Raw genomic sequence first — 20,658 nt, 5'->3', positions numbered from 1 at the left:
TGCTTTCCTTACTTTTATTATGATTGAACGGTGTTCTGGGCGTCGGCGTAGTAACGCGCTGCCACGTCGCGATGCGATCGCAAACGCCCTTTGAGATAGTTCCAGCCCACTTCACGCAGCAAGGGATTGGCGGGATCGCTGGTCGGCCCGTGCGCTTCTGCCGCCAGCTGCGGCGGTAATTGATAAATCGGCACTTCGGCATCCAGCTGTGCACCGAGGAAAAAGGCGATGGAAACACGCTCTTTGCGTGCAGGCGGCGATACCACACGGTGAACCGTGGCACGCAGATAACCATTGGTCGCAATCTCCAGCAATTCGCCGATATTCACCACAAATGCGCCCGGTTTCGGCAATGCATCCACCCAGTGACCCGGCGTCACTTCAACCTGTAAGCCGGGCTGCCCATCCTGTAGCAGAAACGTCAGGAAGCCTGAATCTTTGTGCGCGCCGACGCCCTGCTGGCTGGCATCGCTGGCCTGGCCGGGATAACGAATCAGTTTCACATGCTCGTTGGGATGCGTGCCGTACAGTGCATCAAATGCATCTGGCGGCAGCGACAACGATTTGGCAAACGCACGCAACAGGCGCAGTGCAATCCCGGTCATCGCCTGCTGCCAGGCGTGGATCACTGGCCTGAGCTGCGGCAGCGCCTCTGGCCATAGATTTGGCCCCTGCAGACGCTTCCAGGCGGGATCGCCCGCTTGTAACGCTAACGCCACACGTTCCGCGCCAATATCAAACTGCTCGCGCTGGTCGCGTTGCTCACGGGTATATTCCACGCCAGCCCGGTTGTAGCCGCGGAAATGCGGTGAGTGGATCATCGAGACACGCTGCTTCTCCTCATCCGGCAGGGCAAAAAACGCCTGGGTGATGCTTTGCACGTTCTGCAGCAACTGTGGATTGATGCCATGATTGATCAGGTAGAAAAAACCGACATCGCGCGCCGTGGTGCGCAGTTCGGCGAGATAAGGCGACTGATCAGCATTCGGGAGTTCCAGCAGTGCCAAATCCAGCACCGGCAATGTTTCTGCCATACAATTTGGTCCTTAACGCAGTAAAGTTCTGCGTTTACGCTGCCACTGGCGTTCCATTCCAGCCAATACTGTTGCGCAATATGTTATGGCGAATGATTTTTAGGAAAGCTTCAGCAATCTATATGCAAAAAGCGGTAAATCCGTGCCGCTTACCGCTATAATCGCGCCGTCAAAATTTTGCCTACCCGCACCGCACAGGAGATGCCGTATGAACCAAGGCCCGTTAACCGAGAAAGAACTGAACTGGCTGGAAGATATGCTGGAGAAATACGGCAATGAACAGTCGGTGGTGGATACTTCCGAGCTGGATGGCATGCTGACGGCTCTGCTCTCCGGCCCGAACGATATCGAACCGAGTGAGTGGCTGGTGGCGCTGTGGGGCGACAAGAAACACATTCCCAAATGGGCCAACGAGCGTGAAATGGATCGCTTTATGGCGCTGATTTTCCAGCACTTCAACGACATTGCTGAGCGTCTGGCTGATTTTCCGGATCAGTTTGATCCCCTGTTTGGCATGCAGGAGATGGAAGGTCAGGAGTTCACTGTGGTGGAAGACTGGTGTTATGGCTATCTGCGCGGCGTAGCGTTAGATCAAGATTGGGATCAACTGCCTGAAAGCCTGCAACCGGCGATGGCCGCCATCACGCTGCACGGCAGTGAAGCGGAATTGGCAAAGCGTGAAGCGTTCTCGCCAGAGGAGTTTGAGGCCAGCATTGACGCCATTCGCCCGGCGGCGCTGGAGTTGCATGAATACTGGCAGGAACAGCGCATGGCACAGCCCGATCCGGAACCCCAACTGCCACACTTCGCGGGCGAGAAAACCGGCCGTAACGATCCCTGCCCGTGCGGCAGCGGCAAGAAGTACAAGCAGTGTTGCGGTAAATAACGCCTCATCACCGTGAGAGGGCGCCAGGTCGCGCCCTCTCCTCAATCTACTTTCAATGCTGCAACTTCACTGAACCCAACTCAGGGCGTGTAGGGCGATTAGGCCCTTGTGCCGGCTTTTCACAAAATCTCACAACGCATTAAGAGGCGGGCTTCACCGCAGTGACCAGGGTCGGCAATTGCCATGCACCGCCAGCGCGAATCGCACGACACATGCCGGTGGTAGCATCACTGCTCTGCACGAAATCCTTGCCATCCCATACCCAGGCCGCTGTACTCCAGCAGTCGCCAATACCGCGGCCTTTCTGCGCCTCGGAAATCACGCCCTGGCTGTAATCGGAACCGGAATCGGTGATCAGCTGCGGTTTACCCTGAAATGCACGATCCATCAGCCAATAGCCATAGCCTTCGTTATAGGCACCGCGCCAGCACAGCGCGGCAATCAGCACATGCGTATCATCCACTGGCGTTAACGTGAGCGGCTCAGCGCCCTCTTCAGGTTGATCATCCGTAGGGTCCAGATTATCGCAGCTGTCGTCATCGGTCAGCGAAGCAATCAGCTTCGGCTTGAGCAACGCCAGTTCATCCGCACTCAACGGACGAGGCGCGGCTTTCTCAACTTTGACCTGCTGAATCACCGGCATTGCGACCGCCGCAGGAACACTGTTTTCAGGCTTATTGCCCTTGCGCACCAGCGCGCCAGGCGTACTCAGACGACCCTGTGCATCGTCCATCTTCAGCAGCGTGGCAAAGGCACCATTGCTGGAAAGCTCGAACGGCTCTTCGCCGCCGCGAAACTCCACTTTGCTACTGCCTTTGATGGCATTAATCAGCGCCAGCGTTTGCGCATCGGTCAGCGTCCACTCATCGTTCTCGACTTTGGTGACCTCGCCCTGCGCGTGATCATCAATCCACAGCGCCAGTGCATCCACTTGCCTGGAGTCATCATCGCCAGTATCGGCCAGCACCACGCGTCCATGGGTCGGTGCATTGGGCCCGCCCTCACGTGTGAGCAGGACTGAACCACCCGCGCCCTCTTCAGCGCTGTAACCCGCAGCGCGGCAGGTTAAGGTATTGTCGCAGGCGAGTTCCCAGTCTTTATGGCTGAAGGAGACGCCATCTTCATCTGCCAGCAATGGCACGCTCAAACTGGTGAGCAGCGCGAACGCCAGCAGCAATCGGGTTTTCATGCCATCACTCCATAACGGTAAAGGTGGCTAGTGTGATGATTTTTAGTGCGCGGGAGAAGTGAATTTTTTGCGCTGATAGGTTTTCCATGATCCTGCGTGATAATGACGCCACACCAGTGAATCGGATGCCCCGCAAGAAAATAAAACTCACTGTTTCCTCTTTTTTTAATAGATTTTTTTAATAAGTGAACGGCAACTGGCGCGCTGATATTAGAGCAGAAAAGGAGTCTGAAGTGGCATGACCGCTGGGTTGATGGAAACATCGGCGTTAACGTTTCACGTAATGAGCCACATTGGCTTGAGTGGAACGCGTTATTTGGTCAGGTATTGAACGACTCAAAGCTTGCGCACATACTCTCATCACATTCAATGAACGCCCGATGCCTTATGACAATTGCCAATATTAATCCTGCCATGCTCAGTTGGTCCCGCGAACGGGCAGGTTTTACCCTGGATAAATTGGCACAAAAGTGCGGCATCAGCCTGGAACGTCTACAGGAATGGGAAAGTGGCCAGCAACCCTTAACATTCAATCAGGCAATGGCGTTTGCTGGCAAAGTACATGTTCCCTTTGGCTACCTTTTCCTGCCCCATCCTCCCGAAGAACAACTGCCCATCCCAGACTTGCGCACAATTGGCAGCAAAGGGCCACTGCGCCCAAGTGCTGAATTGATCGACCTGCTGAAAGTTATGCTGATGCGCCAGGAATGGTACAGAGAGTACTTACAGCAACAGTTAATTGCGGCACCCAATATTAGTGGGCGTTTTACCGTCGGCAGTTCAGCTAACGCGATAGTTGAGGATATGCGCCACAAGCTTAATCTACCGGCGCACCCAACACGCGGTACCTGGGAGAGCTATTACAATGAATTGATAAAGCGTATCGAAGATCTCGGTATTCTGGTAATGCGAGCGCCTTATCTCAATCATCATACGCGTCCTTTCAACGTGGATGAGTTTAGAGGATTCGCCATTGCGGATGATTTTGCTCCCATTATTTTCATAAATCATGCAGATACACCCGGCGCTCGACTATTTACGTTAATTCATGAGCTTGGTCATATCTGGATTGGACAATCCGGTGTTTCTGATGGAGGCACATCAACTCACAGACAGGAAGAAATCCTGTGCAATGCCGTTGCTGCCGAATTCCTGGTTCCGGCGAGTGAATTCCTCTCTTTATGGAATACCTATAAGGAAAACTGGCGCGAAAATCTTGCCCCGCTGGAAGGGCATTTTCATGTCAGTTGTTGGGTCATCGCCCGCAGAGCTTTGACACTTCAGTTGATTTCCCATGAGGATTATCAGCAATTTATCCAAGAGCAGAAACTTGCCCATCAACAGCGCAGTAAAAATGATAGCGGCGGTCCCAGTTATTTCAGAACGAAGAAGGCACAAATAAGCCCCTCTTTTTCTCGTGCTGTCTTAAGCCAGGCACTGAGTGGTCAAATGTTATTACGTGAAGCCAGCGATTTGCTGGATGGTATGCAGCCTTCCAGGCTATCAAAATTTGCAGAGGAGATGGGGCTTTGAAATATTTGCTGGATGCAAACACTTATATCATGGCGAAAAACTTTTATTACGGAATGGATATTTGCCCCGGCTATTGGGAATGGCTGGATAGACAGTTTGCATTCAACATTGTCGGCAGCGTAGACATGATCGCCCGCGAATTACGAGACGGAAATGATGAGCTATCAGACTGGGTAAAAGCGAGGCCTGCACATTTCATTGCTAATAATGATCATGATACCCAGCTGATTTTTCAGCAAATAGTGGAAGGTGTAATGAAAGCCGATTTCAATCCAGGGTCACGCGATTTATTTCTGGCAAAAGCTGACCCATGGATTATCGCAAAAAGTAAAAGCATCGGGGCTACCGTTATCACGCATGAACTTCCTCTGCCTGCCAACGCACGCAAAGTGAAAGTGCCCAATATCTGCCGCCAATTTGGTGTTCCTTGCATGACCACATTTGAGTTTTTAAGAAAGCTCAACGCGCGTTTCGTGCTGGAACGGCACGATTAATAACCGCAACTGCACGTGAAGTGATCGCGCGGCGTTGGTATTACTCATACAGCCAACGCCCTGCTTTGGCGGATTCAATCAGCATACCCAGGGTAAAGTCCGGCACCACCGGGACTTCTCGCTTATTGAAGGGATTCAGGATCTGCGCCAGTGACGGTTCTTCCGGATAGTAGGTATCAATCATAAATCCGCCGCGATCCACCTCGAATTCGCTGAAGAACTCGTCCATTAATGCCCGCGCTTCTTCGCGCTCGAAGTTAAGATCGGTATCGATATCGATCTGTGGCGTCAGCGTTTTTTGTTTAAACAGATAGACGCCGTCGTAGCGACGTACTAATTCGTAGATACGCTGGTCGATTTCGTCGGTCATGATCCACCTCCTGTTAAACGAGCGGCTATTCTGCCATGCAATCTCATCCGCCTGGTAGCGTAAAAGATAGCGCGGTGCCGCTACGCTAACGCATCGGTCACAGCATCCATGGCATCCAACTCCTCACGGCTTAGCAGTTTCTCAATATTCACCAAAATCATCATACGATTATCCACCACACCCAGACCCAACAAATAACGGCTGGAAAGCGCTGCCGAGACATCTGGCGTGGGTTTGATCTGCTCGTGATCCAGTGACAACACGTCCACCACGCCATCCACGACAATACCGACAATGCGGTCGCTGAGATTCAGCACAATCACGACGGTGTTCTCATTCTGGTGAACCACCTGGAGGCTGAACCGCACGCGCAAATCTACAATCGGCACGATGACACCGCGCAGGTTGGTCACACCGGTGAGAAAGTCCGGCGCATTGGGCACGCGCGTCGCCCGGTCGCAGCCACGGATCTCCTGCACTTTGAGAATATCGATGCCGTACTCTTCATCGCCGAGACGAAAAATCAGATACTCCTGCGCTGCCGTATCACCCTGAAGCGCTTTCGATAATGTCATGCTGCTACCTCCTGTTGGCTGACACGCAGACGGTCAGCGTTTTCCTGTGGAAGCGCTAAGGTTGCCAGCTCAACCACATCCAGAATCAGCGCCACGCTGCCATCACCGAGAATGGTGGCAGCAGACACGCCGGTCACTTTGCGATAGTTTTGTTCGAGGTTTTTCACTACCACCTGCTGCTGGCCAATCAGTTGATCGACCCACAGCGCGTAGCGGCAGCCGGCACTCTGCACAATCACCACGATGCCGTTATCACTCGGGGCTTGCCCGCTTACCGAAAAACGCTGACGCAGCATCACCAGCGGCAAATACTCGCCGCGCACCTGCAGCAAACGTTCGTCACCCACATAGCGGTACAGCATCTCCTCCTGCGGCATCAGCGATTCCATCACCGCACCCAGCGGCAACACATAAATCTCCTCGGCCACTCTGACCAACATGCCGTCGAGGATCGCCAGCGTCAGCGGCAACAGGATGCGGACTGTGGTGCCCTTGCCCTGCCGCGATTGCACCTCCACATGGCCGCCCATCGCCAGAATATTTCGCCGCACCACATCCATACCCACGCCGCGCCCGGAGACATCGGTGACACTTTCTGCGGTGGAGAATCCGGCGGCGAAGATGAGCATCCACACTTCGTCATCGCTGAGCGTGTCGCTAATGCTCATGCCCTGCGAGCGCGCTTTGGCGAGAATTTTTTCCCGGTTCAAGCCCGCGCCATCATCCGTTACTTCAATCACGATGTTGCCGCCGTGATGTTCAGCGGAAAGCGTCAGATTGCCGGTGCCCGGTTTGCCTTGGGCAATACGCTGTGCTTTGGCTTCAATGCCGTGGTCGAGACTATTGCGCACCAGGTGAGTCAGCGGATCGATAATGCGTTCAATCAGGCTTTTATCCAGCTCGGCAGATCCGCCTTTCAGCGTCAGCTCAATCTCTTTGTCGAGACGCGAACCGAGATCGTGCACCAGACGAGGAAAACGGCTAAAAACGTAGTCCATCGGCATCATACGAATCGACATCACCGACTCTTGCAGTTCACGCGTGTTGCGCTCCATTTGCGCCACGCAGTTGAGCAACGCGTCATGATTGGCGTTATCCAATGTTTGGGTGAGCTGAGACAGCATTGCCTGGGTGATGATCAGCTCGCCGACCTGATTAATGATTTGATCGACTTTGCTAACGGCAACACGAATGCTGCTGGATTCCTGGCTGGCCGCACGCGGCGCGGTGGAAGGCGTGGGTGCCGGGGGTATAGACGTGGCCGTAGAAGTGGCTGGCACCGGAGCTGTAGAAGTGCCCGGGGACGCGGTTGGCGCCGGAGCAGTAGAAGTGCCCGGGGACGCGGTTGGCGCCGGAGCAGTAAGCGGCACCGTAGATGTCGGCGCAGAAGGTGCAGCCAATACGGAAGCCGTGGGCTCGGGTTCCGCAGTCAATGTGGGGGCAGCAGGTACGGCGACCACCGGTTCAATAGCGATCTGCGTGTCATTCAGCACAAAACCAAGCACCGCACGAATATCGTCGGCTGGCGTAGCGGTGGCGAGCACCACTTTCAGGCTTTTCGACGTCTGCTCCTGATGGCGCAGCGATCCGAGGTTTTCCAGCTCTTGTCTGAGCAGCGTTTGTTCGCCTTCTTCGATATCACTCAGCGTAATGCATAATTCAGCTTCAGCGGCATCACCTGCTATCGCAGCTGGCTCGGCAGCCTCAAGCGCAATCTGCCGCAGGGCTTCGCAGATGTATTGAAAGCGCGCCTCATCGGGCGGCTGAGACGCGCGGTACGCGGCAAGCTGGTTTTGCATGATGTCTTTGCTCTCCAGCAACAGCTGAACCGTTGCCCGGTTAAGCCTGCGTTCACCGCTGCGCGCCTCATCCAGCAGGTTTTCCAGCAGATGGGTGGTTTTCTGCAGCGCATCAAAACCAAAGGTACCCGCCCCGCCCTTCAGCGAGTGCGCGGCGCGAAAGATGGCATTGAGCTGCTCAATATTGGGCGCGGCAATATCCAGCTGCAACAGGTGCAGTTCCATCTCTGCCAGCAACTCTTCAGCTTCACTGAAAAATATCTGCGAAAAATCATTCAATTCCATCGGAGTGTCCTTCAACAGGCTGAATGGAGGCATCCTGCAATAGGGCATCAGGGTGCTGCGCGAGGGTATTTTCCATCTGGATCTCCTGCTCTTTCATGTGGCTGAGGACAAGAATGCTGATGCGGCGATTACGCGGATCCTCTGGTCTACTTTCTTCCAGCGGCATACGGCTGGCGGTGCCAATCACCCGCAGAAAACGTTCATCCGCCAATCCGCTATGGGTCAGCACGCGTCGCGTGGCGTTGGAACGTCCCGCTGACAGTTCCCAGTTGCTGTATCCACTGACACCGCCCGCGTAGGGCAGCGAATCGGTGTGGCCGGTCAAACTGATCGCATTCGGCAACTCGTTGAGCAGCGGCACCAACGCCTCCAGAATGCCCAACATGTAGGGTTCGGGCTGCTCGCTGCCCAGCTTGAACATCGGGCGCTGTTGCGAATCGGTAATCTGAATCAGCAGACCATCCTGCGTGAGCGTCAGCAGCAGATTTGACTGGAAATTATTCAGTCGGGGATCGGTGGCAATCATCTGCTGCAGTTTCTGTTTTGCCCGCTTCAGGCTCTCCATCTGGCGCTTTAACGCATCCAGCCTGCTTTTATAGACTTCGCCCTGCTGTTTAATCAGATCGTCCCCGCCGCCGGGAATGACGCTGTCGCTGAGGCTGGCTTTGTTGCCCTGCGCCAGCGTGGTTTTTAACGGGGTGCGAAAGTAATCGGCAATCATTTCGCGTTGCTGCGCGGTGGACTGCGACAGTAGCCACATCACTAAAAAGAACGCCATCATCGCGGTGATGAAATCGGCATAAGCGATTTTCCACGTCCCCCCATGATGCGCATGTTTATGCTTTTTACGGCGGCGAACGATGATGACCGGGCTGCCGTCCTTCATGCGCTGGCGTCCGACGGCTTCATTTTGCTGGCGTTCGATTTCACGCTACGCACGTGCTCTTCCAGCTCTTCAAAGGAGGGGCGTTCGCTGGTGAAGATGGTTTTGCGACCAAATTCCACCGCAATCTGCGGCGCATAGCCATTTAGGCTGGAGAGCAGCGTGACTTTGATGCACTGCAAAATTTTGACCTGATCGCTGCTCTTCTGTCGTAGTAGCGTGGCGAGCGGCAATACAAAACCGTACGCCAGCAGGATGCCAAGGAAGGTGCCGACCATGGCGTGGGCGATCAGCACGCCCAGCTCGGAGGCCGGTCGATCGGCGGCGGCCAGCGCATTCACCACCCCCATCACCGCCGCTACGATTCCGAAAGCGGGAAAGCCATCACCCAGCGTGTTCATGCTGTTAGCCGGCACTTCCAGCTCCTCTTCGCAGGTTTCAATCTCTTCATCCATCAGCGCTTCGATTTCATGCGCATTCATGCTGCCGGCGATCATCAGGCGAAAATAATCCAGCACGAAATTTTTTAGCATGGGGTCATTGAGCAGACGCGGATAGGCGCTGAAGATCTCACTGCTTTCCGGTTCTTCAATGTCCTTCTCCAGCGACATCAACCCTTGCATGCGACTCTTCGACAGCAAGAGGAACAGCAAAGCCATCAAATCCATGTAAATCGCTTTGCTGTAGCTGCGGCCAACAAACAGCTTTACCAACGCTTTGCCCGTGGCCTTCAGCGACTTAATATTGTTGCCCACCAGAAAGGCACCCATACCCGCGCCACCAATGATCAGCAGTTCGATAGGTTGAAACAGCGCGGCCATTTGACCGCCAGCCAGCATAAATCCGCCAAACACTGTTGATATAACAACAAGATAGCCAAAAATAACTAACACGATTGCTCCTTGTATTATTGATAGCCCGCGCCAGACTGGCCACGGGCGTATGACTTTCTTGTCACTGAAATAGGGCTAGCGCCTCAGGCAATGACCGGCATAAAAGCGGCGGCGGCCTGAATGTGCCGTTGATTAACGTGGTCAACCTGAGATTTTTTACTGGCGCGTGAGGGTGGGCTGCACAAACTGCAGGTAAAGGGTTTCTTGATGTTCTCGGTGATCACCACATATCCCCCCTGACAGATCCGGCACGCTTTACGGGAAATAATGCCGCACTCAATAAAGCGAACTAACGTCCAAGCGCGCGTCAGACCTAATATGGGCTCCTCATGACTCTGACCGTAACACTGTTCCAGATAGAGCCGATACGTTTTCATCAACACGTTAATCGGCGGACCTTTTTCCGTCACTTTCAAATACAGGTAGATGTTATAAAACATCGACGAGTGAATATTCTGTTCCCACGACATAAACCAGTCTTCGGAGAAAGGCAACATGCCTTTCGGTGGTGGGCATCCACGTAACTCCTTATACAAGCGTAATAGTCGTCGTCGACTTAGAGATGTCTCAGATTCTAAAACCTGCATACGTGCTCCGAGAGAGATCAACACCATGGCGATTTGAACGTCATGCACTTCCTGCAATAAATTTCTTTCACTCATTCTCGCCCCCTTAATCCACAGCCATAGGTTCTTTATTAATTGAATTAAGCAAATCCGTCGACAAGATAATGCCGGTGTGAATTTTCTGCAGAGCCTCAATCCGCGATTCTTTCGTGAGATTCTCAATCAAGACTTCATCATCAATGCGTAAGCGGCAAATTAATTGATTGGTCGAGGCCAGCTTCATCAATTGGGGTAACGTCAGCGCCTTCAAATTATCAGTGGTAGACTCCGATAATCCAAGGCGAAAACCTGCCGCAAATTTATCCTGTCGAATTAATTGTTGCGCCAGTAGAAGGTAAGATAAATTCATATCGTGGATATGCTGAAGATACTCATCAAAGTCAGACATTGATAACACCTTATATTTATCGTGCAAAGCAGAGGTCATTAAGAGAGGAATATCCATTCCCCATGTGATGCTGATAATCGTGTGGTCGTAGGGTGAACATTTTTGTGACTATCGATCATCCCAACAGCCGACGATTGAGCCGCATCCAGCAATGAAAAAATGATAGCCATCAGAAATTTCCGTAACAACACGTCAGAAAACCCTCACATGAAAAACCCAACTAACCAAATGATTAATAACGATAATAATATTATTAATTGTTATTAATTATCGATGATGTCCTTTTACAACTTTGCAGGTGCTGCATCACTTTAGATTGCTCCATCATAATCCATTCGACTACGCAAACGTTTTATTGCCAGACTGTGAAGTTGACTCACTCGTGTTTCCGTAATGTCGAGAAGTAAAGCAATCTCGCGCATATTGAGATCATAGTGATAATAAAACTGTAAGATGCGCTGCTCCCGCTCAGGAATATAACGTACGTAGTCAGCAATACGCTCAATCAAATCCTCCTGAATAGAGTGATGCAGGGGGTTCAGCAAGGCATGTTCTTCATCAGCTTGTTCCCAAAGATCGGCATAATGCTCTTGCAATTCATCCATGGAAAAAAGTTGGCTGTTGTTATTATCTGCCAGCATCTGTTGAAAATCCCGCAGCGATACGCCCATTCGTTCGGCAATATCTCTTTCACTGGCACTGGCGCCCTGCTCCTGTTCAATTATCTGGATAACCGCAGATATCTCACGCGAATGGGTTCTGACCCGACGCGGCACCCAATCACGTTCTCGCAATTCATCGATTAACGCCCAGCGCACGCGTTGTGTAATCCAGGCGCTGAGCGTGACACCTTTCTTCGCGTCATAACTGTCAACCGCAGCAATAAATCCTATCGCACCTGCCTGAATGAGATCATCGAACTCGACGCTAGCCGGTAATCTTTTTTGCAGGCGTAACACTTCCTGCCGCACCAGATAATGGTAGGTTAGCCACAGTTCGTTTTTATCATTCAGACCGGATGCGTTATATAACCTATCCATATTGCCACCCATCTGATAGTCTTGTTATTAATTATCAGCTGAGCGTTATTATTTATATAGCGCAATAAGCTCTTAGTACCTGGGCTATTTAATCTCTTTATTTCACTAATGGGTAATACGTTAGAACGATTCCCACTGCGTATTCTCTTTTTCCGATATCAGATCCTGATGGCGGTTATTCACTTTATTGACCAAACGAGCCGGTTGTGCGGAGCCTTCATGAGTTAACACAAACTGTGCCACCAGCTTCTCCAGCGCGTCGGACTGCGCTTCTAATCCACCAGCCGCCATCGCGGCTTCTTCCACCATCGCCGCGTTCTGTTGAGTCACCAGATCCATTTCGTTTACCGCCTGCGAAATCTGGTTGATACCGGTGCTCTGCTCATCTGACGCTGAGGTAATTTCCCCCATAATCTGCGTCACCTGCGCCACCGAGCTGACGATATCCTGCATCACGACGCTGGCCTGGTTCACCTGGCGCGATCCCGTATCCATATTGCTGACGCAGGTGTGGATCAGCTGATTGATCTCTTTGGCTGCATCAGCGCTGCGCCTGGCGAGGTTACGCACCTCTTCAGCCACCACCGCGAAACCACGTCCCTGTTCACCGGCGCGTGCCGCTTCGACTGCGGCATTCAGCGCCAGGATATTGGTTTGATTAGCAATGCTGTCAATCACGCCGTTGATATCGGCGATTTGGCGCGAGCTGACGGTGATCTGCGCCATGATCTGCTCCAGACTTTGCATCACATTGCCGCCCTGCTGCGCATTGTCGCTGGCACTAACCGCCAGCTGGCGCGCGGTGTGGGCGTTGTCGGCATTCTGCCGCACCGTGGTTTTGATCTCCTCCATACTGGCGGCGGTCTGCTGCAACGAGGCTGCCTGCTCCTCGGTACGCGCAGATAGATCGCTGTTGCCTTGGGCAATTTCCTGCGCATTGGTATGAATGTGCTGCACACTCTCACGAATACTGAGAATGGTGCCGGTCAGCGACACGCGCATTTGTTCCAATTCGCTCAGCATAGTGCCGATTTCATTGGCGCTGCCGATCTCGACGCGGCGGCTCAAATCACCTGCCGCCACGCGTTTCAGTACCTCAACCGTGCCTTCCATACGACGCACCAGCGTCTTGCGCAGCCAGATACGCACACTAATCAGTAAGAGTGCCGCCAGCACGGTAACGCTGATCCCAATCACCAGCATGGTGCGGTAATTGCTCGCCGCATGGCTGACATACTCCTGATTCTGCTTAAAATTAATCTGGTTATAGCCCTCAATGCGTTGATTCAATGTGGTGCGCAACCCCAGTTCACTTTCCAGTGAACCGCGATAACTCTCCTGGCGCTGGAGCTGATCCAGTTTAATCTGCACCACGTCATACACCGCTTTAAAAGCGGTGTTCACCTCTTCGGCGACTTTGGTTTCCTCTTCGCTGTTGAACGGTGAGCTCATAAACTGCTGCATATCTTCTTCAGCGCTTTTCAGGATCAGCGCCGTGGTTTGCAGCAGCGTTGGCGAGGCCGTTTCTCCCTGCGCCTGCAGCAGCATAATGCCGTTGGTGTTAGCCAGTGCTGCACTGATGTTATAGGCAGCATCGCGCATCTGATTATTACTATACGAGGCGATCTGTATTTTATTAAAGTTCTCGTTATTGGAATAAGCGTTAAATAGCGAAAAAGTGACGGTAGAAAAGAGGACGACAGCAAACATCACGATAATCAAGCTGACCGCAGTGTAGATTTTTATTTTATTAAACATAGGATTTACTCTCGCGCTACACGATGATATTGAGAATCAGAAAGGTAAATTTATAATTTATTGAACAAGTTCATTTTTTGCATCGACTGAAAGACCATCATCGACGCATTTAACGCATATTCAGACATCTTAGAATCCATAATTAACGATGTCATGGTGCCGTAATCTGCGCCAATCGCATTTTGTACTTTGACGATGGTGTCATTGATCAAACTCTCACCGCTTAAATCGAGGCTATCAAGTTGCTGCAGATGGGTGCCCAGTTCAGCCTGCGCTTTGCCCAATCGATCCATGCCTTTGTCGACCGCCTGGCTGGCAGCGCTCAGGGCTTTCTCCAGTTCGTCTCTGTCGATAGGATCACGGCTCAACTCCGCCACCGCCTTATCCAGATCGGCAAAGATGTCACCAAATACCGCATCGCCCAGTCGGCTAACCGACATGCCAGTGCCATCTGCTACGGTTTGCTGGCGCGCTTCGCTACCGCCCTGATAATTTCCTGCCGCATCAAAGGGTGCAGTATCACTATGATAACCCGAGAAAATATAGCGTCCCTGACTGTCGCGCGTATTAGCAAGATCAAATAAGGTGCCGCGAATGCCGGATAACTCTTTTCCCAGCGCAGCGCGGTCTTCTGCGGAATAGGTATCGCTTTTCGCCGCGATGATTTTCTCCGTCAGGCTGGTAGTGATGATACTGCCGACGCTGCTGAGAATACTCTCCTCGTGCTCCATGGCACTGCGCGCGCCGGATCGCACGCTGCGGTACAACTCCAGTTTTGCCAGCGCGTCCTGGTTTTTTACCGCGTCGGTGGCACCTTGCGGATCGTCTGATGCGCGTAACAGTGATTTACCTGCCGAGAGGCGCAAGTAAATATTGTTATTCTCACTCACACGCTGCGACATACTTTCCGCATTCTGTTTGAACATATATAAAGTGCTTAATCGCATCGCTGACTCCTTTATTTAATCGATAGCAGCGTGTCAAATAACGTGGTGGCGGTTTGCAATATTTGACTGTTGGCCTGGTAGTACTGCATAAACATCTGCATATTCACCATCTCTTCATTCATATCAACGCCGCTAAGCGACTGTTTGGTGTTGAATTTGTCATCGAGATCTATTTTGGCCGATTCCAGTCCGGAATTAACCGCGCGCGCATTGGAGCCGATGGTGCCAACCAGTTGGGTATAGGCATCGGTGAGCGTATTTTTGCCGATCAGTTTTTCATCCTGAATTTTCAGCATCAGTTCCAGATTTTTGTTATTGGAACTGCCGCCAGCAGGATCATCAGAGGCGGCAAATTTGCTGGCGCTGTCCAGGGCACGGCCAATCCCTTCAGCAGCACCGGCCATCGGATTGAGGCTAAAGCTGTCGCCCGCATTCACGCCAGCAGGTAGATCGATTTCCACGCCGTCAAATGACAGCATGCCGCCCGTCACCGTCGCCGGAACCGTGCGACCATCCGCACCGGTAACATGCCAGTCTGTGCCATCAAAGCTGACGTTATAATCTTCGGCATTCACCGCTTTGTAGTCGGTAACACGGATGGAATCGAGCCGGCCGCTGCCGGTGTTTTGGCTATTAGCGAGGGCTTTGATCTCCGGCAGCGAGAACAGATCCTGACCGGGATTGCCGTCCGCATCGAAGCCCGCATGGTGCTGTTCGTTTAAGCGGCTCGCCATCATAAAAGCGATATGGTTCAACTCATTGCGCGCCACCGCCAGATCGTCATTACGGAACTTAAATAATCCGGCGAGACGGCCTTTGGTGACGCTGGTTTCACTCAGTGGCTCAGGCTTGCCATTGTGACCCACGTAAGAGACCACGGTTTTATTGGGATCGCTGGCGGACGGCGAGGTTTGTAACTTATAGGCGCGATCGCCGGCGATAAGGGGGCGCCCATCAGGCAGAGTCACATCCACACGGCCCGAGGCTTTGTCTTCAGTGACCTCAACACCCAGCTGTTCGCTGAGCTTTTCCAGCAAGCCATCGCGTTGGTCCAGCAGATCAGCGGGGGGATTACCGCCCTGCGCCTGCACTCGCTCCAGCTGTTTATTGATATTGGCTAACTGGTCGCTGTAGCTGTTGATGTCCTTCACGCTCTGCTCAATGTGCGTGTTGGTGCTTTTCTCCAGCCCAGTGAGTTTTTTACCGCTGTCGTTAAAGCGCTGCGTTAATACACCCAGCGCACTAAATAGTGCGGAACGCGCTGGCCCATCAGAAGCATCACCGCTCAGCGTGGCCATGGCCTTGAACAGATTGTTAAGTGAAACCGAGACGTTGTCGGATTCGTCGCCGAGCATGTTGTCGATTTCAGACAGTTGCTCCTGTCGCCCTTTCAGCCCGGCCCAGTTGCTGATAGAGCCGCGCAGTTGTGAATTGGCAAATGCGTCATAAGCGCGATCGACGCCATTCACCTGGGCACCGTAACCAAAAAAGCCCAGCGAGGTATTCATGCCGCCTGATTCACCAATCAAAATATTGCGGCGGCTGTAGTTGTCGGACATGCCGTTAGTCAGATTACTGCCCACCACACTCAGGGCCGCCTGACCGGTGCTTAAACCACTTCGGGCTAAATTAAACAGGTTGTTCATCGCTATCCACCGCTTGTCTTTGAGGTTGCTCTCTATCTTTCATCGGTGATTCGCCGATTCTCTAAAACACCGGATTAAAATATTTTCGTCAGATCACTTTGATAGGCGGCAGCAGGTTGTTGCAGCGTGGTCTTAACCTTATTAATCAGCGAGATAAGCTTTTGCGCATAAGCGGGATCGGTGGCATAGCCGCTGGATTGCAGGGCGCTAGCACCCTGCTCCGCTGAGGTGGCGCGCACCACTGACTGGTAGCGCGCGTTGTGGCTTAACAGCGCGGCATAATCGCCTAGCCCCTGCTCGTAAGAGTCATAGACGCGAAATACCGCTTTTACCTGCTGTTTCACGCCATTGATGTATTCGCTGGTGGTAATTTCACTGGTTTTTCCCCGCCAGCCCGCGCTGGCTTTAATGCCAAACAGGTTATGACTCGGGGAACCATCGGCGGCCGGAATTTCACGCTGGCCCCAACCTGACTCCAGTGCCGCCTGCGCCACGATCAAATGCGCATGCAGGCCGGTTTGCTGCGCCACCCGCTGCGCAGCAGGCAGTAAGCGTGCGATAAAGAGATGCGTGCTTTCAGTCTGAGGAGAAAAGGCCAGCGGCGCGGGTAAGCGCAGTGGACCACTGGCGCGGCGCGGCGGCGGGATCGGGGAGCGCATATCGCCACCACCTGATTGCCTTACAATCATTTCGGCAAATCCCAATTGGCCGCTGCGGGCGATTTGCTGCGCCACCTGCTGGTCGTGCATCGCAGTAAACATGTCAGAAGCCGCGCTGTGCATTAGTTCATCTTTGAAGGTGGCATCGCGCATGCTCTTCATCATCATCTGCACAAAAATGCCTTCCATCTGCTGTGCAGCAGCCTGCAGCGCTTCAGGTGAGGAGCGCTTTGCTTCGCGCTTGAGCGCATCCAGCGAACGCAGATCAAATGCCGGACGATCGGCGATCATCATTCGAACTCCAGACGCGCGCGCAGGCAGCCCGCATTTTTCATCGCCTGCAGTATCGCCATCAACTCATTCGGCGTAGCGCCTAAGGTATTTAACGCTCGCACCACATTGTTAAGATCGGTGCTGCTGCGTACATTTTGCAGCGCACCGCCGCTATCACGCACCGAGATATCCGTTTGCGGCGTCACCACCGTTTCACCGCCGGCAAACGGCGTGTTGGGTTGGCTGACCACATTACTTTGCGCCACTTCTACCGACAGCGATCCATGCGCCACCGCGCAGCTCTCCAGCGTAACGTGGCGATTGATCACCACCGATCCGGTACGCGAGTTGACCACCACTCTGGCATCCTGCACCGCCACGCGTAGCGGGATGTTCTGGATATTGGCGAGAAATCGCACGCGGGAAGGGCCATCAGCGGGCGCAAACAGGCGCACCGTGCGCGCATCTTCCGCGATGGCCGCCCCTCCGCTGTAACGCTGATTGATGGCATCGCTGATCTGCTGCGCCAGCGAGAAATCGGAGTGATTCAACTGCAAACGCACCACGCTCTGCTTAGCGAAATCATTCGGTACTTCACGTTCAACGGTAGCACCCGCACTGATTCGGCCGCCATTCAGTTGATTGACTTGCACGCGGCTGCCGCCTGCCTGCGCACCTGCGCCGGAGATCAGCACGTTGCCCTGCGCCATGGCGTAGATCTGGTTGTCGGCGGCCTTCAGGGGCGTCATCAGCAAGGTGCCACCGCGCAAGCTTTTGGCATTGCCCAGTGAAGAGACTAAAATATCCAGTTTTTCACCGGGTCGCGCAAACGGCGGCAGCTCCGCGGTCACCATTACCGCCGCAATATTTTTGAGCTGCATATTGGTGCCAGGCGGCACAGTAATACCGAGCTGCGACAGCATGTTCGTCAGGCTTTGCCCGGTAAACGGTGCCTGCATGGTTTGATCGCCGGTGCCGTCCAATCCCACCACCAGCCCATAGCCCATCAGCGCGTTAGAACGTACGCCCTGCACGGTGACCAGATCGCGGATACGTTCGGCTTGTGCGGCGGGCAGCACGCTAAGGCTCAGCAGGCTGACAATAAAAACAACAAAGGCTCTGTTCATGGTGATCTCAAAAAGGTGAAAGGTTGAGAAACAGGCGCTGCAGCCAACCCATGGTTTGGGCTTCATTGATGTAGCCATCGCCGACATATTCGATGCGTGCATCCGCCACCTGCGTGGAAGGCACGGTGTTGCTGCCGCTGATGGTGCGCGGGTTCACCACGCCGGAAAAACGAATGAATTCGGTGCCTTGATTGATGGCGATCTGCTTTTCGCCCACCACGCCAAGATTGCCGTTGGGCAGCAGCTGATTCACCGTGACGGTAATGGTGCCGGTAAAGGTATTGCGCGCCGCCGCACCACCTTTGCCGCTGAAATCGTTCTTGCCTTTGGCATCCAGATCCCACTTGCCGTCACCCAGCCAGCGATTAAGCTTGTCCGGCACCGAGAGCAGCTCCATGCCCGCCGAGCCATTACGATTGGCGTTGGCCGACGCGCTTTTGCTGGCGCTGACGTTTTCCTGCAATAGGATGGTTAAGGTGTCACCCACGTTGCGCGGGCGCCGATCCTCAAACAGCGGCTGATAGCCGTAATTCATGCCCTGCCCCGCCATAAACAACGAACCGCCGCTGGCGAACATTGCCATCGGTAACGGAGCGGCCGAAGTCGGCCCCGCTACCAACGGCTGCTGTAAAATATGTGCACAGCCGCTCGCCAGCAGCGCGGCACTCATAATCACCACACGTCGCATGTTGATTCCTGTGTTGAGCACTACAGCTGCGTGAGGCGTTGCAGCATCTGGTCAGAAGCCGATACCGCTTTGCTGTTGATCTCATAGGCGCGCTGCACCTGGATCATGGTGACCAACTCTTCCGCGACGTTGACGTTGGAGGTCTCAACGTACTTTTGCTTTAGCGAACCGGCATCTTCCATGCCCGGATTCAGCTCGTTCGGTGCGCCAGATGACTGGGTTTCGCGGTACAGATTGCCGCCCACGCTTTCCAGCCCGGCTTCGTTGATAAAGGTCGCCAGGGTTAGTTGGCCGATTTGCTGTGGCTGCGCCTGACCGGGCTGCGTCACGCTGACGATGCCGTCATTGCTGATCGACAGGGTTTTCGCATCCGGCGGGATCACAATCCCCGGCTGCACCGGATGCCCCTCCGCATTCACCAACTCACCGTTCTCGTTTTTATCGAAGTGCCCATCGCGGGTATACGCGGTGCTGCCATCCGGCATTTGCAACTGGAAGAACCCTTTGCCCTCAATCGCGACATCGGTTTCATTGCCGGTTTCGTTATAGCCACCCTGGGTGTGGATCCGCTGCGTCGAAACCGGGCGCACGCCGGTGCCCAACTGCAAACCGCTGGGCAGCGTGCTCTGTTCCGAGGCCTGCGCACCCGGCTGACGCAAGGTTTGATACAGCAGATCCTGGAACACCGCGCGCTGGCGCTTGAAGCCGTTGGTGTTAACGTTGGCGAGGTTGTTGGAAATGACATCCATATTGGTCTGCTGCGCTTCCAGACCGGTTTTTGCAATCCATAACGATCGGATCATTGAGATCTCCCTGGCAGGCGCTTAGCCCACGCTTAATAACTGATTGGCTTTCTGCGCGTTTTCATCGGCGCTGCGGATCACTTTCATGTTCATGTCGAAACCGCGCGAGTTAGCGATCATCTCGGCCATGGTGTGCACCGGGCTGACATTACTGCCCTCCAGCGCTTCCGGGCTGAGACGCAGCGTCTCATCCTGCGCCAGCGCATTCCCCGTTGCGGCGCGGAACAGGCCGTCATCGCCATGCCGCAACTCGCTCATCTGCGCACTGACCAGCTTGATGCGACCGACCGGCACCACAGCGGTGGCATCATTGCCAGCACCCAGCGCGGAAATCGTGCCATCGGCGGCCACGGTGACGTGCGATTGCGGTGGCACCGTCAGCGCCGCGCCATCGCCCATCAGCGGCCTGCCGTTGATGCGCAAGCCCCCTTCGTTATCGACGTCAATGTTGCCGTTGCGGGTGTAACCCTCGCTGCCATCCTCTAACGCCACGCTAAGCCAGGCGTTTTGCGGCATCGCCACGTCGAGACTGCGTCCGGTGTGGGTAATCGGCCCCATGCTGCTGTCATGCATCGGGGTCGAAGCCGCCACCAGCGCACGCGTGGGCAGACTGTCACCGTTGACTGGCACGGCGCGGAAGGCCGCCAGCTGAGCGCGAAAGCCAGCGGTGGAACTGTTTGCCAGATTGTTGGAGGTCACGGCCTGGCGGTTTAACGCCGCCTCCGCGGCCGTCATGGCGGTATAAATGGCGCGATCCATCGT

Annotated in this window: 21 protein-coding genes; 3 read left to right on the top strand and 18 right to left on the bottom strand. The window is 53.9% G+C overall.

Features of this window, described 5'->3' with window-relative positions; genetic code table 11:
• Positions 1 to 17: 17 nt before the first annotated feature.
• On the bottom strand, positions 18 to 1,034 hold the full coding sequence (locus tag FD737_RS15670; protein ID WP_160833960.1) for an isopenicillin N synthase family oxygenase: 1,017 nt from the start codon (positions 1,032 to 1,034) through the stop codon (positions 18 to 20).
• A gap of 208 nt (positions 1,035 to 1,242) precedes the next feature.
• Here FD737_RS15670 and FD737_RS15665 point away from each other — a divergent pair, with 208 nt between their 5' ends.
• Positions 1,243 to 1,920, top strand: a complete 678-nt coding sequence (locus FD737_RS15665; RefSeq protein ID WP_160833959.1) for a YecA family protein — start codon at positions 1,243 to 1,245, stop codon at positions 1,918 to 1,920.
• Between the two features lie 139 nt (positions 1,921 to 2,059).
• Here FD737_RS15665 and FD737_RS15660 read toward each other — a convergent pair whose 3' ends face one another.
• Positions 2,060 to 3,109: a DUF1176 domain-containing protein gene (locus FD737_RS15660; protein ID WP_160833958.1), complete on the bottom strand. Its 1,050-nt coding sequence runs from the start codon at positions 3,107 to 3,109 to the stop codon at positions 2,060 to 2,062.
• 387 nt (positions 3,110 to 3,496) lie between these two features.
• On the opposite strand from FD737_RS15660, the gene FD737_RS15655 reads away from it, so the two are divergent.
• Entirely contained in the window at positions 3,497 to 4,642 is a 1,146-nt protein-coding gene (locus tag FD737_RS15655; protein WP_160833957.1) for an ImmA/IrrE family metallo-endopeptidase, read from the top strand.
• Positions 4,639 to 5,136: a DUF4411 family protein gene (locus FD737_RS15650; protein WP_160833956.1), complete on the top strand. Its 498-nt coding sequence runs from the start codon at positions 4,639 to 4,641 to the stop codon at positions 5,134 to 5,136. The genes FD737_RS15655 and FD737_RS15650 overlap by 4 nt, the downstream gene beginning before the upstream one ends.
• Before the next feature lie 40 nt (positions 5,137 to 5,176).
• Here FD737_RS15650 and FD737_RS15645 read toward each other — a convergent pair whose 3' ends face one another.
• From FD737_RS15645 to FD737_RS15570, 16 genes are all read right to left on the bottom strand, one after another.
• Positions 5,177 to 5,506 (bottom strand): DUF1493 family protein, encoded by a 330-nt coding sequence (locus FD737_RS15645; protein ID WP_160833955.1) that lies wholly within the window; start codon positions 5,504 to 5,506, stop codon positions 5,177 to 5,179.
• Between the two features lie 80 nt (positions 5,507 to 5,586).
• Entirely contained in the window at positions 5,587 to 6,081 is a 495-nt protein-coding gene (locus tag FD737_RS15640) for a chemotaxis protein CheW (RefSeq protein ID WP_160833954.1), read from the bottom strand.
• Complete coding sequence (gene cheA, locus FD737_RS15635; protein WP_160833953.1) at positions 6,078 to 8,165, bottom strand: chemotaxis protein CheA; 2,088 nt, start codon at positions 8,163 to 8,165, stop codon at positions 6,078 to 6,080. Before cheA ends, FD737_RS15640 begins: the two co-directional genes overlap by 4 nt.
• Positions 8,152 to 9,051, bottom strand: coding sequence for a flagellar motor protein MotB (gene motB / locus FD737_RS15630; RefSeq protein WP_097118270.1), 900 nt, complete (start codon positions 9,049 to 9,051; stop codon positions 8,152 to 8,154). The genes cheA and motB overlap by 14 nt, the downstream gene beginning before the upstream one ends.
• Entirely contained in the window at positions 9,048 to 9,941 is an 894-nt protein-coding gene (gene motA / locus FD737_RS15625) for a flagellar motor stator protein MotA (RefSeq protein ID WP_160833952.1), read from the bottom strand. The genes motB and motA overlap by 4 nt, the downstream gene beginning before the upstream one ends.
• 83 nt (positions 9,942 to 10,024) lie before the next feature.
• The gene (gene flhC, locus FD737_RS15620) at positions 10,025 to 10,603 is read right to left on the bottom strand and encodes a flagellar transcriptional regulator FlhC (protein WP_160833951.1); all 579 of its coding nucleotides are present in this window, start codon (positions 10,601 to 10,603) and stop codon (positions 10,025 to 10,027) included.
• Positions 10,604 to 10,613: 10 nt separating this feature from the next.
• Positions 10,614 to 10,955 (bottom strand): flagellar transcriptional regulator FlhD, encoded by a 342-nt coding sequence (gene flhD, locus FD737_RS15615; protein WP_097118267.1) that lies wholly within the window; start codon positions 10,953 to 10,955, stop codon positions 10,614 to 10,616.
• A 311-nt stretch (positions 10,956 to 11,266) separates the two neighbouring features.
• Positions 11,267 to 11,995 carry an RNA polymerase sigma factor FliA gene (gene fliA / locus FD737_RS15610; RefSeq protein ID WP_097118404.1) on the bottom strand — a complete coding sequence of 243 codons (729 nt, stop codon included), beginning with the start codon at positions 11,993 to 11,995 and terminating at the stop codon, positions 11,267 to 11,269.
• 120 nt (positions 11,996 to 12,115) lie between these two features.
• Positions 12,116 to 13,753, bottom strand: coding sequence for a methyl-accepting chemotaxis protein (locus FD737_RS15605; RefSeq protein ID WP_097118266.1), 1,638 nt, complete (start codon positions 13,751 to 13,753; stop codon positions 12,116 to 12,118).
• A 50-nt stretch (positions 13,754 to 13,803) separates the two neighbouring features.
• Positions 13,804 to 14,700 carry a flagellar hook-associated protein FlgL gene (gene flgL / locus FD737_RS15600; RefSeq protein WP_160833950.1) on the bottom strand — a complete coding sequence of 299 codons (897 nt, stop codon included), beginning with the start codon at positions 14,698 to 14,700 and terminating at the stop codon, positions 13,804 to 13,806.
• An 11-nt stretch (positions 14,701 to 14,711) separates the two neighbouring features.
• A complete protein-coding gene (flgK, locus tag FD737_RS15595; RefSeq protein WP_097118264.1) occupies positions 14,712 to 16,346 on the bottom strand; it encodes a flagellar hook-associated protein FlgK in 1,635 nt (544 codons plus the stop codon).
• Positions 16,347 to 16,420: 74 nt separating this feature from the next.
• Entirely contained in the window at positions 16,421 to 17,296 is an 876-nt protein-coding gene (flgJ, locus tag FD737_RS15590; RefSeq protein WP_160833993.1) for a flagellar assembly peptidoglycan hydrolase FlgJ, read from the bottom strand.
• Entirely contained in the window at positions 17,296 to 18,405 is a 1,110-nt protein-coding gene (locus FD737_RS15585) for a flagellar basal body P-ring protein FlgI (protein ID WP_160833949.1), read from the bottom strand. Before FD737_RS15585 ends, flgJ begins: the two co-directional genes overlap by 1 nt.
• A 7-nt stretch (positions 18,406 to 18,412) precedes the next feature.
• On the bottom strand, positions 18,413 to 19,093 hold the full coding sequence (locus tag FD737_RS15580) for a flagellar basal body L-ring protein FlgH (RefSeq protein ID WP_160833948.1): 681 nt from the start codon (positions 19,091 to 19,093) through the stop codon (positions 18,413 to 18,415).
• 20 nt (positions 19,094 to 19,113) lie between these two features.
• The gene (gene flgG, locus FD737_RS15575; RefSeq protein ID WP_097118262.1) at positions 19,114 to 19,896 is read right to left on the bottom strand and encodes a flagellar basal-body rod protein FlgG; all 783 of its coding nucleotides are present in this window, start codon (positions 19,894 to 19,896) and stop codon (positions 19,114 to 19,116) included.
• Between the two features lie 21 nt (positions 19,897 to 19,917).
• A complete protein-coding gene (locus FD737_RS15570) occupies positions 19,918 to 20,655 on the bottom strand; it encodes a flagellar basal body rod protein FlgF (protein ID WP_160833947.1) in 738 nt (245 codons plus the stop codon).
• Positions 20,656 to 20,658: the final 3 nt, after the last annotated feature.

This window comes from Pantoea sp. Seng (assembly GCF_009829935.1).
Taxonomy (GTDB): domain Bacteria; phylum Pseudomonadota; class Gammaproteobacteria; order Enterobacterales; family Enterobacteriaceae; genus Pantoea; species Pantoea communis.
Note: the sequence above shows the minus strand (reverse complement) of the source record. Positions and strands in the feature narration are given on the sequence as shown.